The following is a 13,409-nucleotide window of genomic DNA, read 5'->3' on the forward strand; positions in this document are numbered from 1 at the left end:
CGATGATAGGCTGACACGCGCCGCGCGCGGCATGTCGTCGTCGCGCGGCGCTCGAAGTTTTACGCCTTGACGGTGCTGAGCGCTTTCTTGACGAAGTCGTTGGTCCACGTCTTCGACACGTCGATCGGCTTGCCCTGCACGGTCGCGTCGAACGCCTGCAAGGTCTTGAGCGCGGTGCCGGGGCCGTCGGTCGGCATGAGGCCGTCGGGCGACATGGCTTCCTTGACGTGCTGCCATGCGTCGAGATAAACGGCGCGATCGCCGAGCAGATAGCTCTCCGGCACGGTGTTGATCAACTCGGTGCCGGTCGCCGTCTGCAGCCACTTCAGCGCACGCACCATTGCATTGGTCAGCGCCTGCGTGGTGTTCGGATTCTTCGTGATGAAGCTTTGCGACGCATACAGGCAGCCTGCCGGCATGTCGCCGCCGAATACGCTGCGCGTATCGGCAAGCGTGCGCGTGTCGGAGACGATACGAATGTCGCCGGTGCGTTCGAGCTTGGTCATCACCGGGTCGAGGTTCGCCAGCGCGTCGATCTGGCCGGACTGCAGCGCGGCAATCGCGCCCGCGCCCGCACCCACGCCGATGAACGCGACGTCTTTCGCGGTCAGCCCGCCCTTGGCCAGCACGAAGCTCGCCATGATCGACGTCGACGATCCGGGCGCGGTCACGCCGATCTTCTTGCCACGCAGATCGGCGATCGACTTGTAGTTGGGCATCGTCTTCTTCGACACCGCGAGCACGATTTGCGGCGCGCGTCCTTGCAGCACGAATTCGCGGAACGACTGCTTTTGCGCCTGCAACAGCAGCGTGTGTTCGAATGCGCCGGACACCACATCGGCGCTGCCGCCCACCGCCGCCTTCAACGCTTGCGAGCCGCCGGCGAAGTCGGAGATTTCGACGTCGAGCCCTTCGTCCTTGAAGTAATTGCGGCGCTCGGCAATCGTGAGCGGCAAATAATAAAAGAGGTTCTTTCCGCCGACGGCAATGGCCACCTTCGTGGTTTCCAGTTTGCCCTGTGCGAAGGCGAGCGGCGTGGCCGTGAGCGTGGCGCCGGCAAGCGCGGCCGTACCGGCGAGGAAGCTTCTGCGATGCATGTTGGTTGTCTCCGAGGCTCTTGCAATTCTGCTGTTGCGATTTTATTTGCAGGTTGCTGCTTGCGTTGTGCGTGCGTGCGCGGCGTTCATGTGTCGGTCACATGGCTCACATAGCGCTCATGTCTCTCACGCCGCACTCACACAACTTGTTGCGCATGCAACCTTGCGATGTGGTCTGCATCATAACCTAGCGACTGCAGGACTTCATCCGTATGTTCACCCAGTTCGGGGCCGAGCCAGCGCGTTTCGCCGGGCGTCGCCGAGAGCTTCGGCGTGACCGCGGGCAGCGTGATCTCGCGGCCGTCCTGCCACTTGAAGCGCTGAATCATCTGACGCGCGAGGTACTGCGGATCGGTGAACATATCGGCCACGCTGTAGATGCGCCCCACCGGCACGTCGGCGGCATTGAGCACTGCGAGCGCTTCGTCGATGGTGCGCGGCGCGAGCCACTCGGCGATCGCCGCGTCGATTTCCTCGGTGCGCGGCACGCGGCCGTCGTTGTGTGCGAGAGCGGGATCGTTGGCGAGATCCTCGCGTTCAATGGCGATCATCAGCCGCCTGAAAATCGGATCGCTATTGCCGCCGATCACGATGCTGCCGTCGCGGCACGGGTACGTATTGGACGGCACGATGCCCGGCAGCGACGCGCCGGTGCGTTCGCGCACCATGCCGTACACGCCGTATTCGGGCACCACGCTTTCCATCATGTTGAAGACGGCCTCGTACAACGCGACGTCGACGACCTGACCTTTGCCGCCGTTCACCTGCTTGTGATGCAGCGCCATCAACGCGCCGATCACGCCGTGCAGCGCCGCAATCGAATCGCCGATCGAAATGCCGATGCGCGGCGGCGGCAATTCCGGATAGCCGGTGATATGACGCAGACCGCCCATCGACTCGGCGATCGCACCGAAGCCAGGCCGATCGCGATACGGCCCGGTCTGGCCGTAACCGGAGAGCCGCACCATCACGAGTCCCGGATTTTCCGCCGATAGCACGTCGTAACCGAGCCCCAGCTTTTCGAGCAAGCCAGGCCTGAAATTCTCGACGACGATGTCTGCTTCACGCGCGAGGCGGCGCACGATCTCCTTGCCCTCCTCGGCCTTCAGGTTGATCGTGACGGACTTCTTGTTGCGCGCCTGCACGGCCCACCAGAGCGACGTGCCGCCGACTTCCGGATAAAGCTTGCGCCACTTGCGCAGCGGATCGCCGCCTTTCGGATCTTCGATCTTGATGACGTCGGCGCCGAACTCGCCGAGAAAGCGCGCGGCGAATGGGCCGGCGATCAGGGTGCCGAGCTCGAGGACTTTGACGCCGGCGAGCGGGCCAGCGCCGGGTGGGTTTTGCGGCGCGCCGTTCGCGCCCGAATCGGGAGTTGCGCTCATAGTCTCCTTCTCTGTTTTTGCTGTTTTGGCTGTTTCGGCGGCAGCGCTGGCGCCCACTCGTGCGGCTTGCCGCTACATCGAGCGGCGGTCGAGCATCGCGCGCGCGATGGTGCCCGCGTCGACGTATTCCAGTTCGCCGCCCACCGGCACGCCGCGGGCGAGGCGCGTGACGGCCAGACCGCGCGCCTTCAGCGTTTGCCCGAGATAGTGCGCGGTGGCCTCGCCCTCGTTGGTGAAGTTGGTGGCCAGCACGACTTCTTTAACGATGCCGTCCGACGCGCGCTTCACCAGCCGGTCGAAATGTATCTCCTTCGGGCCGATGCCGTCGAGCGGACTCAGACGCCCCATCAGCACGAAGTAGAGGCCGCGATAGGTCATGGTCTGCTCGAGCATGATCTGGTCCGCGGGCGTTTCGACGACGCACAACAACGTCGGATCGCGCTCCGGGTCGAGGCACACTTCGCAGATCTGCGCTTCGGTGAAGGTGTTGCACTTCTCGCAGTGCTGCAGATGCTCGGTCGCGAACAGCAACGCGCGACCGAGCTTCTCGGCGCCGTCGCGGTCGTGCTGCATCAGATGGTATGCCATGCGTTGCGCGGACTTCGGCCCGACTCCAGGCAGCACGCGCAGCGCTTCGACGAGCGCCGACAAGGCGGAAGGTTGTTTCATGCGGATCGGCGTCGAGGTGAGTGAGGCCCGGGAATGCGGATTGGAACGCGTTTTTTGCGAACGTGGTACGAGCTTGTTTCAGCGGGCAAAGCTACGCGTGGCGATCTGCCGGCAGGTGGCATGGAGCGGCTCTTCACCGGCGAGTCTGGTCAGACAGCGCGCGGCAGCAAACGGCAACGATGCGCAACCAGGCGCGTCCGCGCTCGTCTCTCGCCAGGCGCACGGTCAGGCATCGCGCGGTGGGACCGACCACGAGTTCGACGCGTGCCGCGCTCTGCGTCGGCCCTCTTTACTCAGCCGCTTTGTGCACGCCCGGCAGACGACGTTGCCAGTTTGCCGCGTCGCGTCGCGTCGAAGCGTCGCTTAGAACGGCAGCTTGAAGCCGGGCGGCAGCGGCAGGCCCGAGGTCATTCCGCCCATCTTTTCCTGCGCGGTCGCTTCGGCCTTGCGAACAGCGTCGTTGAATGCAGCGGCGACGAGGTCTTCGAGCATGTCCTTGTCGTCGGCGAGCAGGCTCGGATCGATCGACACGCGGCGCACGTCGTTCTTGCAGGTCATCGTCACCTTGACGAGACCGGCGCCCGACTGCCCTTCGACTTCGATCTGAGCGAGCTGCTCCTGCATCTTCTTCATGTTTTCCTGCATCTGCTGAGCCTGTTTCATCAGCCCGGCGAGTTGACCTTTCATCATGGAAATGCTCCTTCTTGATAGCGTGAAATTCGGAATCGGGCGCGCTTTTAATGTGCTTGCGTTCAGCGGCGCGGCGAATCAGTGAACCTGGGACGCGCCGTTCTGGCCGGCGTCCGGAGTAATCGGGCGAATCGAGCCCGGCACGATGCTCGCGTCGAATTCGCGGATCAGTGACTGCACGAACGGATCGGCGCTGATCTCGCGCTCCGCTTCCTGCTGACGTTGCGCGCGCATTGCGGCGTCGTGAGCGGCTGCAGTGCGGCGGGCCGGGCCGACTTCGACCACCACGTCGACATGCTGGCCGAGCTTGTCGGCGAGCGCCGCCTTGAGCTTCGCGACTTGCGAGGTTTCCGCGTACTGCGGCACGGGCACGTTGAGTTTGAGCGTGTTGCCTTCGAGCGCCATCAGTTCGCTGTTGAACGCGAGCTGATACGAAATGCCCTTGAGCGGCAGATCGACGGCGAGCGCCGGCCAGTCGCCGTTGAAGCCCAGCGGGTCGAGCGGCACGGCGGACGGCAGCGGACGCCGATCGACGGCCGGTGCCGGTGCGGACGGTGCCGACGCGTTCACGCGGACGTCGTCCGGGCCGCTGTCGAACACGGGCATGTAGTTGTCGTCGGGCGGGCCGTAGTAGCCGTCGTCCGATGCGGAAAGCGGCATGTAGTCGTCGGGCGGCATGTCGTCCCACGGCGGAACCGGCGAGCCGTTTTGCTGCGCGTCGTTGCGGGGCGCTGATTGCGCTGATTGTGCTGATCGTGCTGGTTGCGCTGGTTGCGGTGGCTGCGTCGACTGAGCCGATTGCGCTGACGCGCGCACGGTCGACGCGGGCGGCTGCTGCGCAGCAGCGCCGCGCGGCGCGCCGGGCGTGGGCACGGGGACTACCACGCGTGGCGCGGCTGGCTTCGGTGTTGCCGGCGCCGCGGTTTTCGCGGCCGTGGCGGCACTCGCGCGGCCACGATCGGACGATACCTTCAACCCGGCGCTGCGCAGAACGTCGAGCGCTGCGCTCGCACCGCCCGCGCGACGCGGCGGCATTTCAGATTCGGCTGCGGCGGCGTTGTGGCCTGCGGCTTGATCGACCGCTTCGCTCGCGCGTGCGAACGCGGCGGCGGCGGGCGGGTTCAATGCGGCGGGAGGCGCATCCTCGGCGAGCTTTGTGTCGGTGGAGGCGGAGTCGGATGCAGTGGTAGTTGCTGTGTCGGGTGCGGACGGCTGCGCCGTATTCAAAGGTGTCGGCGCAGAAGACGCCTGTCCGGCATCAGAAGATGCGGTGGCGGATGCCTGCCCCACTTCCGAAGATCCGGTGGCGGATGCCGCTTCCGATGATCCGGCGGCGGATACCTGCGCCGCGTCGGAAGGCCGCGCGGTGGAGGCCTGCGCCGCATCGGAAGAGGCGGTGCTGGCGGATGCAGATGCAAGTGCGGCCGGTGCATCCGGGGCCGCGGATCCGTTAGCTACGGGCTCAGCCGGCGCGTCCTCCCACGGTGCCAACGGCGGCGCGGCAGCGGCCTGCGCTGCGGCAGGCGTTGCGCTGGACGGCGCGGACGCCGGAGCACTTGCCGCCGATCGCTCCAATTCTGCGCTCTCTACCACTGACGAAGAGGCGGCCTCGACAGCTGACTCAGACGCCGCAGCCGCTGCTGTGTGCGCCAGGCCGCGCCCCACACGCTCCGCTGCATTCCCGCCATCCTGCCCCGCTGCGGACTGCGCATCCCGCCCAGCGGGCTCCATCGAATCGGCTCGACGAACCGGCTCGGCTAACGCAGCGGGTTCGGAAGACACCTTAGCTGCCACATCTCGCGACTCATCAACCGGCGACGCAACCGGGGACGCAGCCGCAGCAACGCCGCCCACCCCCGCCCTGCCCGCCCCGCCCATCGACGCAACACTCCCAGGCGAAGCCAACGCGCGTGGCTGCGCGGCCACCGCCGGCGCGCCCGCCCGCTTCGATCCACCCGCGCCCGCCTGCCCGGCTTGCACACCAGAGCCGCCGACGCCGCCACCGCCGCCCGTCGGCGCCGGCTCGAAAGCCAGCATGCGCAGCAGCGTCATCGTGAAGCCCGCGTATTCGTCGGGCGCGAGGCCGAGCTCGCTTCGTCCGATCGTCGCGATCTGATAGAACAACTGCACCTGCTCGGCGCTGAGCGTCTCGGCGAAACGCCGCAAATCGCCGGCTTCGGGCCATTCGTCCAGTACCGACGACGGCGCGAACTGCGCCCACGCAATCCGATGCAGCAAGCTCGCGAGATCCTGCAGCGCCGTGGAGAACGACAGACTGCGCAGCGCCATTTCGTCGGCGATCGTGAGCACCGTTGCGCCGTCGCCCTGCGCGAGCGCATCGAGCAGGCGAATCAGGTAGCTCTGATCGAGCGCGCCGAGCATGCCGCGCACGGCTTCTTCATTGACCTGATTCGCCGAGTACGCGATCGCCTGATCCGTCAGCGAAAGCGCGTCGCGCATCGAACCGTCGGCGGCACGCGCGAGCAGACGCAACGCCTGCGCCTCGTAAGGCACTTTCTCTTCGCCGAGAATGTGTTCGAGGTGCGAGACGATATGGCCGGCCGGCATCTGCTTCAGATTGAACTGCAGACAGCGCGACAGCACCGTGACCGGAATCTTCTGCGGATCGGTGGTGGCGAGAATGAACTTGACGTGCGGCGGCGGTTCTTCGAGCGTCTTCAACATTGCGTTGAAGGCGTGATTCGTCAGCATGTGCACTTCGTCGATCATGTAGACCTTGAAGCGCGCGTCGACCGGCGCGTACACCGCGCGCTCGAGCAGCGCCGCCATTTCGTCGACGCCGCGATTACTCGCCGCGTCCATCTCGACGTAATCGACAAAGCGCCCTTCATCGATCTCGCGGCACGCCCGGCACACGCCGCACGGCGTGGACGTCACGCCCGTTTCGCAATTGAGCGCCTTGGAAAAAATGCGCGACAACGTCGTCTTGCCGACGCCCCGCGTGCCGGTAAACAGATAGGCGTGATGCAGACGGCCGCCGTCGAGCGCGTGCGTGAGCGCGCGCACCACGTGCTCCTGTCCGACGAGCGACGCGAAATCCTTCGGCCGCCATTTGCGTGCGAGAACTTGATAGGTCATCCGGAAATTGTATCAGTAACAATGCCGCGCAAAACCGATTCGGCTGGCCGCGCGAACGCGCGTCGCCCCTCGATTGAAAGCGGCTAATGGAACGATAGAAAAAAATAGTCGCGCGGGGCGCAGTGCGGGTTGCGTGCGGGTCCGTGCGCGTTGCGTGCGTTGTGCAGAGAGTACGCCCACCGCCGCGCGGCAAAGGCCAAGGGCCAAGACACCGCGAGCACGCTTGCGAAGCGAACGGACGAAGCAAAGCGAACCGGCATCTGAAGCAGATGCAATGTCGGCAAACGCAAGGGGGAGAAAAGCAGGACAAACAGAAAGAGGAAGGTGACGAGCCTGACCCTCGGCACTGGTGGAAAACGGCTGTGGCTGCTTCGTTCCCGACCTGACCAGGTTGACCATCCCTCCATGCGAGGAGGCCCGTCACGAAACATTCTATCATCGCGTGGCGCTTTGTGCGACTGTTAATACGACCAAACCGGCAAGCACACGCCGAATCGCGAACCCGGCGATTCCATCGCGACGCGCGCGCCGCTCACTTGAGTTTGTCCGCCGAGCCTCCACATAGGCTACGTCGCAGTTGATGAAATACGGTGGCACTTCATCGGCAGCCGTTGGCCCCACTGCCTGTGATGACTACTATCGCCCCCGGCAACGCATAGCGAATTAAGCTAAACTGCCGTACGGATGACCCGCAAACGCGGGCCCTTTGCCGAAGCCAGAAAGTCTCGTACTTTTCAGGCGCCGGCAGCGGGGCTCGGGGTGCGGCTAAGCGAACGGAAGTTTCCCCAGGTTTTGACGTATCGTGGCGAGCAATTCAGGCGGGCCTCGAACCGATAGAGGTATTCATACAATGAGCGAACAAATCAAGCATATTAGCGACGCATCGTTCGAACAGGACGTCGTGAAATCCGATAAACCCGTGCTGCTCGACTTCTGGGCTGAATGGTGCGGTCCGTGCAAGATGATCGCGCCGATCCTCGACGAAGTCGCCAAGGATTACGCCGATCGCCTGCAAATCGCCAAGATCAACGTCGACGAACATCAGTCGACGCCGGTCAAGTTCGGCGTGCGCGGCATCCCCACGCTGATCCTGTTCAAGAACGGCGCGGTCGCCGCGCAAAAGGTTGGCGCATTGTCGAAGTCGCAACTCACCGCGTTCCTCGACGGCAACCTGTAAAACAGCGGCGCGGGTGCGCCGCGCGGTCCGCCCGGACCCGCGCGCGCCCGCGTTGTTCTGCTTGCTGTCCTGGCTTGCCGTGCTGTTGTCAGCCGGCAACGTTTCGAAGAAGAAAGATGCCGCGCCGGCGCACTGGCGGAAACTGGCGTGTGCTATGCTAGAATCCGCAAAACGTCGAAAAGACGTGTAAGTCCTTGAGCGGTTCCGCTCACTTCTCCTCCCAGATTCCATTTCGTCGCACCTTCTCCTGCGGGTTCTCCGTATGCATTTATCCGAGCTTAAGACTCTGCACGTGTCCGAATTGATCGAGATGGCCAATGGCCTCGAGATCGAAAGTGCGAACCGCCTGCGCAAGCAGGAATTGATGTTCGCCATTCTAAAAAAACGAGCCAAAACGGGCGACACGATTTTCGGCGACGGCACGCTCGAAGTGCTGCCGGACGGCTTCGGCTTCCTGCGTTCGCCGGAAACCTCCTATCTCGCCAGCACGGATGATATTTACATCAGCCCGTCGCAAATCCGCCGCTTCAACCTGCATACGGGCGACACGATCGAAGGCGAAGTACGCACGCCGAAAGACGGCGAACGCTATTTCGCGCTGGTGAAGGTGGACAAGGTCAACGGCCAGCCGCCGGAGGCCTCGAAGCACAAGATCATGTTCGAAAACCTGACGCCGCTGCACCCGAACAAGGTGCTGCTGCTCGAACGTGAAATGCGCGGCGAAGAAAATGTCACGGGCCGCATCATCGACATGATCGCGCCTATCGGCAAGGGCCAGCGCGGCCTGCTCGTCGCGTCGCCGAAGTCCGGCAAGACCGTGATGCTTCAGCACATCGCGCACGCGATCAAGCAGAACCATCCCGACGTCGTACTGTTTGTTCTGCTGATCGACGAACGTCCGGAAGAAGTGACGGAAATGCAGCGTTCGGTGGCGGGCGAAGTGATCGCATCCACGTTCGACGAACCCGCCGCACGTCACGTGCAGGTCGCCGAAATGGTGATCGAAAAGGCCAAGCGCCTCGTCGAAATGAAAAACGACGTGGTGATTCTGCTCGACTCGATCACGCGTCTCGCACGCGCATACAACACGGTCGTGCCGGCTTCGGGCAAGGTGTTGACGGGCGGTGTCGACGCGAACGCACTGCAACGGCCGAAGCGCTTCTTCGGCGCGGCGCGCAACATCGAGGAAGGCGGTTCGCTGACCATCATCGGCACGGCGCTGATCGAAACGGGCAGCCGCATGGACGACGTGATCTACGAAGAGTTCAAGGGCACCGGCAACATGGAAGTGCACCTGGAACGCCGCCTCGCCGAGAAGCGCGTGTATCCGTCGATCAATCTGAACAAGTCCGGCACGCGTCGCGAAGAACTGCTGATCAAGCCCGAAGTGCTGCAGAAAATCTGGGTGCTGCGCAAGTTCATTCACGACATGGACGAAGTCGAGTCGATGGAATTCCTGCTCGACAAGATCCGCCAGACCAAGAGCAACTCCGAATTCTTCGACATGATGCGTCGTGGCGGCGGCAGCTAAGCTGTTTGCCGACCAACGCAGCATCGGATGTGAAAACCGCTCGTCGCCGACGAGCGGTTTTTTTTTCGTCCGGCGGTTTTTGCGTGAGCGTATAGGGGCAGCGTTTCGGGTCGCATCGGCCAACCTGTACGTGAACGTACAGGTTGAAGTACAATCACCCCGCCGCCACTCCGAACGCCACCGCTCATGCCGACCGAGCCGCCTGCCCTGCTGACCGTCGCCGATGCCGCCGAGCGCCTCGGCGTCACGCCGCGCACACTGAAGTACTATGAGGAGCGCGGGCTTGTTTCGCCGACGCGCAGCGAAGGCCGCTACCGTCTCTACGACGAGGACGATTTGTCGCGCTTCGGGCGCATCCTGCGTTTGCGTTCGCTCGGTTTCTCGCTGCACGGCATCACCGAAATGCTGAAACGGCCGCTCGAACCGGTGGAAGGCAAACACCGCTTTTCGACGGAATCGCTGCAGCAGATTCATGGCGCCTTGGCGGCACAAGTCGACGCGTTGAACGCGCGTATCGAAGCCATGCGCCGCGAGCTGAAGGAAGCGCAGAAACTGCGCGACGAATTGAGCCCGGATCTCGACTATCTGCAGCGCCGTCTGGCCGGCGAAAATGCGGACGCGTTGCTCGAGCAGCGCCGCAACGCGCTGACGAAAAACGGCAACGCGCGTAAAACAGCGAGCGCCATTAAACCCGCCAAGGCCGACGCAAAACGCGCAGCCAAGCCCACAGCAAAACGCGCCAAAAAACCGCGTGCCTCGGCGTCGCGCGAGCGGTCATGAACACATCGCGGGCTCACGCAGGCTGGCTCAGTGCCGACAAGCTGCGTGGCGATTTTTTCCCGTGGGTGCTCGCGGTCGTCACCGGCCTCGACTACTTCGACAATTCCGTCTTTTCGTTTTTCGCGAGCTATATCGCCGGCGGCGTGAATGCGTCGCCGGATGAACTCGTCTGGGCTTCGACCGCGTATGCCGTGGCTGCTGTGCTCGGTATCCTGCAGCAGGAATGGTGGGTCGAGCGTTTCGGCTACCGGCGCTATGTGGCAGGCTGCATGTTGTTCTACGCGGCCGGCGCGGTGGCCGCCGCGCTCAGCGAATCGTCGGTTGAACTTGCGTTTGCGCGCGGCTTTCAGGGCTACTTCATTGGCCCGATGATGGGCACCTGCCGCATTCTGATCCAGATGAGCTTCACACCCAGAGAGCGCCCCGCCGCAACCCGCGCGTTCCTGATACTGATCGTGTTGAGCAGCGCGCTGGCGTCGTTGATCGGCGGTCAGTTGATTGGGTATTTCGGCTGGCGCGCGCTCTTTGCATGCACGGCGCCCGTGGGCGCGCTGTTCGCCATGCTTGCATTCGCCGCGTTGCCCGACGCGGGCAACCGTCTGCCCGAAGAGCGTGGTTCGGCGCATTTCTGGCCGTACATCATCTTTGCCTTTGCGCAAGGCGCGCTGCAGATCGTGATGCAGCAAGTGCGCTTCCAGTTGTTCAGCGCGTCGCCCGGTCTCATTCTGCTGACGGTCGCCGGCATCGCCGCGCTCGGCTGGTTCGCGTATCACCAGTGGCATCACCCCGCCCCGCTCATGCGTCTGCATGCGTTGCGCGAAAAGGTGTTTCAGGTGGGCCTCGTGCTCTACATGTTCTACTACTACCTGTCGACCGCGTTCAGCTACCTGGTGTCGCGTTTCCTCGAAAGCGGGCTGGGTTATCCGGTCGAGAATGCCGGGCAACTCGTCGGCGTCACGTCGCTGATTTCGGCGAGCGCGCTCTTCGTCTACCTTCGCTATGCAAAGCTGCTCACGCGCAAGAAGTGGATCATCGTGCCGGGCTTCGCGATCGCCGCGCTGACGGCCGCGTGGATGACGCGCATGTCGCCCGCCGCCGGCGAGGCCGCGCTCGCGGGACCGCTGCTGTTGCGCGGCCTGCTGTTATTGTTCATCGTGCTGCCGGTCGCGAACCTCACGCTCAGAATCTTCGCGATAGAAGAGTTCTCGCACGGCTACCGGCTCAAGAATGTCGTGCGCCAGTTGACCATCTCGTTTGCGACGGCGTCGGTGATCATCGTCGAGCAGCATCGGCAGGCGTTGCATCAAGCGCGCCTCGCGGAGTTCGTGAATCCGTACAATCCGGTGTTTCAGGACTCGCTGGCCGCGCTCACGCGGGCGTTTTCGGCGGCCGGACATTCGCCTTCGGACGCGCATTCGCTTGCCGTCGTCGAGATCAGCCGGGCCGTGGCGCGGCAGGCGAGTTTTCTGAGTTCGCTGGACGGCTTCTATTTCCTGATCGGCATCGCGATATGCGGCGGGATTTTCGCCGCGTTGCAAAAACAGATCGACTAACGGTTTCATCGCCCATGCTTTCGAAACTCACTGGATGGCTCGGCTCACGCCGGCGCGAGCGCGCGCTGCGCGACTATGCGATCGGCGACACGCTGTGGCAAGCCACGCTCGACGGCCTGCCGTTCCTCGCGCATCTCGATGCGCCGGACCTCGCGCGCCTGCGCGAACTGAGCAGCCTCTTCATCGCGCAAAAGGAGTTCTCCACCGCGCACGAGCTCGAACTGACCGACGCGATGACCGTCGCGATCGCGGCCCAGGCGTGCTTGCCGGTGCTGAATCTGAGCCTCGACCTGTATCGCGGATGGGTCGGCGTGATCGTCTATCCGGGCGAATTCGTGATCCGCAAGACCGTCGAGGACGAAGACGGCGTCGTCCACGAAGTCGAGCACGACGCGAGCGGCGAAGCATGGGAAGGCGGCCCCGTGATCCTGTCGTGGGAAGACGCGCAGATGACCGACGGGACGGACGCGTACAACGTGGTGATCCACGAATTCGCGCACAAGATCGACATGCTGAATGGCGACGCGGACGGCCATCCGCCGCTCGTGCGCCGCTGGCATGCGCCGCTCGACTCAGAGGCGTGGGCGGACGTGTTCGATTCCGCCTACGACCAGTTCTGCGCCCGCGTCGACGCCGTGCCGCAGCGGCGCTGGACGCGCTTCGAGCGCGAGTCGCTGATCGATCCGTACGCCGCGGACCATCCGTCGGAATTCTTCGCGGTATGCAGCGAAGCGCTCTTCGTCAAGCCGCATGCTTTCGAGGCGGAGTATCCGGAACTGTACAGATTGCTCGCGCGCTATTACCGCCAGGACCCGGCGCGAGCCGGTCTGACGTTCGCCGCACCGTGATCCGCGAATAACGGCTGAATTCAGGCGAAAGGGGTCAAGAAAGGGGTCAAGAAAGCGGTCAAAAAACCTCGTCAGATTCGTCAAGCGACTGATTTTCTGGCATAATCGCCGTTTTTCGACCATAGGCAAGTGGCTCGCGCCTAAATGCGGTCCGCGCAACAGCGGCCTCACGCGGGTTGGCTACCGCCAGATTTAAGGAAAGATCATGAAAGAAGGCATTCACCCGAATTACCGCGAAGTCCTGTTCATCGACGTGTCGAACGACTTCAGGTTTGTGACGCGCTCCACGATCCAGACGCGTGAAACCGCCGAATTCAACGGCAAGACGTACCCGCTCGCCAAGATCGAAGTGTCGTCGGAATCGCATCCGTTCTACACCGGCCAGCAAAAGATCATGGACACGGCAGGCCGCGTCGAGAAGTTCCGCAACAAGTTCGGCTCGCGCGCTACCGGCAAGGCAGCAGCAAAGTAATACGCGCTTTGATCACCGCTTCGCCGGTTTCGGCCGGCAGCGGTGCAGCGAAAAGGAAGGGCAGCGCAAGCTGCCCTTTTTTGTCGCCTGCGCACGGGCGGCTTGCGT

The 13,409-nt window shown here is 63.6% G+C and carries 11 protein-coding genes and 1 other RNA gene; 6 read left to right on the forward strand and 6 right to left on the reverse strand.

The genetic code is table 11. From position 1 onward, the window contains the following. Positions 1 to 59: 59 nt before the first annotated feature. The 6 genes from P0D87_RS01160 to ffs all read right to left on the reverse strand — a co-directional run bounded on the left by P0D87_RS01160 (position 60) and on the right by ffs (position 7,362). Complete coding sequence (locus P0D87_RS01160; RefSeq protein ID WP_029968283.1) at positions 60 to 1,097, reverse strand: ABC transporter substrate-binding protein; 1,038 nt, start codon at positions 1,095 to 1,097, stop codon at positions 60 to 62. A gap of 137 nt (positions 1,098 to 1,234) precedes the next feature. Continuing rightward, on the reverse strand, positions 1,235 to 2,482 hold the full coding sequence (locus P0D87_RS01165) for a CaiB/BaiF CoA transferase family protein (protein WP_053858024.1): 1,248 nt from the start codon (positions 2,480 to 2,482) through the stop codon (positions 1,235 to 1,237). Positions 2,483 to 2,554: 72 nt separating this feature from the next. Continuing rightward, complete coding sequence (recR, locus tag P0D87_RS01170) at positions 2,555 to 3,151, reverse strand: recombination mediator RecR (protein ID WP_053858023.1); 597 nt, start codon at positions 3,149 to 3,151, stop codon at positions 2,555 to 2,557. Positions 3,152 to 3,514: 363 nt separating this feature from the next. Then, positions 3,515 to 3,841 (reverse strand): YbaB/EbfC family nucleoid-associated protein, encoded by a 327-nt coding sequence (locus tag P0D87_RS01175; RefSeq protein ID WP_006048866.1) that lies wholly within the window; start codon positions 3,839 to 3,841, stop codon positions 3,515 to 3,517. A 78-nt stretch (positions 3,842 to 3,919) separates the two neighbouring features. After that, positions 3,920 to 6,940, reverse strand: coding sequence for a DNA polymerase III subunit gamma/tau (gene dnaX / locus P0D87_RS01180; protein WP_053858022.1), 3,021 nt, complete (start codon positions 6,938 to 6,940; stop codon positions 3,920 to 3,922). A 323-nt stretch (positions 6,941 to 7,263) separates the two neighbouring features. Beyond that, an RNA gene (gene ffs / locus P0D87_RS01185) (signal recognition particle sRNA small type) lies at positions 7,264 to 7,362 on the reverse strand. 428 nt (positions 7,363 to 7,790) lie between these two features. Here ffs and trxA point away from each other — a divergent pair. The 6 genes from trxA (at position 7,791) to P0D87_RS01215 (ending at position 13,301) form a co-directional block, all read left to right on the forward strand. Continuing rightward, a complete protein-coding gene (gene trxA, locus P0D87_RS01190; protein WP_006048864.1) occupies positions 7,791 to 8,117 on the forward strand; it encodes a thioredoxin TrxA in 327 nt (108 codons plus the stop codon). Positions 8,118 to 8,379: 262 nt separating this feature from the next. Beyond that, positions 8,380 to 9,648 (forward strand): transcription termination factor Rho, encoded by a 1,269-nt coding sequence (rho, locus tag P0D87_RS01195; RefSeq protein ID WP_006048863.1) that lies wholly within the window; start codon positions 8,380 to 8,382, stop codon positions 9,646 to 9,648. A 186-nt stretch (positions 9,649 to 9,834) separates the two neighbouring features. Continuing rightward, complete coding sequence (locus P0D87_RS01200) at positions 9,835 to 10,428, forward strand: MerR family transcriptional regulator (protein WP_053858021.1); 594 nt, start codon at positions 9,835 to 9,837, stop codon at positions 10,426 to 10,428. Next, positions 10,425 to 11,981 (forward strand): MFS transporter, encoded by a 1,557-nt coding sequence (locus P0D87_RS01205; RefSeq protein WP_408636711.1) that lies wholly within the window; start codon positions 10,425 to 10,427, stop codon positions 11,979 to 11,981. The genes P0D87_RS01200 and P0D87_RS01205 overlap by 4 nt, the downstream gene beginning before the upstream one ends. Positions 11,982 to 11,995: 14 nt before the next feature. Further along, the gene (locus P0D87_RS01210) at positions 11,996 to 12,829 is read left to right on the forward strand and encodes a M90 family metallopeptidase (protein ID WP_053858019.1); all 834 of its coding nucleotides are present in this window, start codon (positions 11,996 to 11,998) and stop codon (positions 12,827 to 12,829) included. Between the two features lie 205 nt (positions 12,830 to 13,034). Further along, positions 13,035 to 13,301 (forward strand): type B 50S ribosomal protein L31, encoded by a 267-nt coding sequence (locus tag P0D87_RS01215; protein ID WP_006048858.1) that lies wholly within the window; start codon positions 13,035 to 13,037, stop codon positions 13,299 to 13,301. Positions 13,302 to 13,409: the final 108 nt, after the last annotated feature.

It is taken from the genome of Paraburkholderia sp. RL17-368-BIF-A, assembly GCF_046054045.1.
In the GTDB taxonomy this organism is placed as follows: domain Bacteria; phylum Pseudomonadota; class Gammaproteobacteria; order Burkholderiales; family Burkholderiaceae; genus Paraburkholderia; species Paraburkholderia graminis.

Coding starts and splice junctions, on each gene's coding strand:
- dnaX (WP_053858022.1), bottom strand. CDS start 6,940: ATGACCTATCAAGTTCTCGCACGCAAATGGCGGCCGAAGGATTTCGCG.
- P0D87_RS01210 (WP_053858019.1), top strand. CDS start 11,996: ATGCTTTCGAAACTCACTGGATGGCTCGGCTCACGCCGGCGCGAGCGC.
- P0D87_RS01200 (WP_053858021.1), top strand. CDS start 9,835: ATGCCGACCGAGCCGCCTGCCCTGCTGACCGTCGCCGATGCCGCCGAG.
- P0D87_RS01175 (WP_006048866.1), bottom strand. CDS start 3,841: ATGATGAAAGGTCAACTCGCCGGGCTGATGAAACAGGCTCAGCAGATG.
- trxA (WP_006048864.1), top strand. CDS start 7,791: ATGAGCGAACAAATCAAGCATATTAGCGACGCATCGTTCGAACAGGAC.
- P0D87_RS01205 (WP_408636711.1), top strand. CDS start 10,425: ATGAACACATCGCGGGCTCACGCAGGCTGGCTCAGTGCCGACAAGCTG.
- P0D87_RS01215 (WP_006048858.1), top strand. CDS start 13,035: ATGAAAGAAGGCATTCACCCGAATTACCGCGAAGTCCTGTTCATCGAC.
- P0D87_RS01165 (WP_053858024.1), bottom strand. CDS start 2,482: ATGAGCGCAACTCCCGATTCGGGCGCGAACGGCGCGCCGCAAAACCCA.
- rho (WP_006048863.1), top strand. CDS start 8,380: ATGCATTTATCCGAGCTTAAGACTCTGCACGTGTCCGAATTGATCGAG.
- P0D87_RS01160 (WP_029968283.1), bottom strand. CDS start 1,097: ATGCATCGCAGAAGCTTCCTCGCCGGTACGGCCGCGCTTGCCGGCGCC.
- recR (WP_053858023.1), bottom strand. CDS start 3,151: ATGAAACAACCTTCCGCCTTGTCGGCGCTCGTCGAAGCGCTGCGCGTG.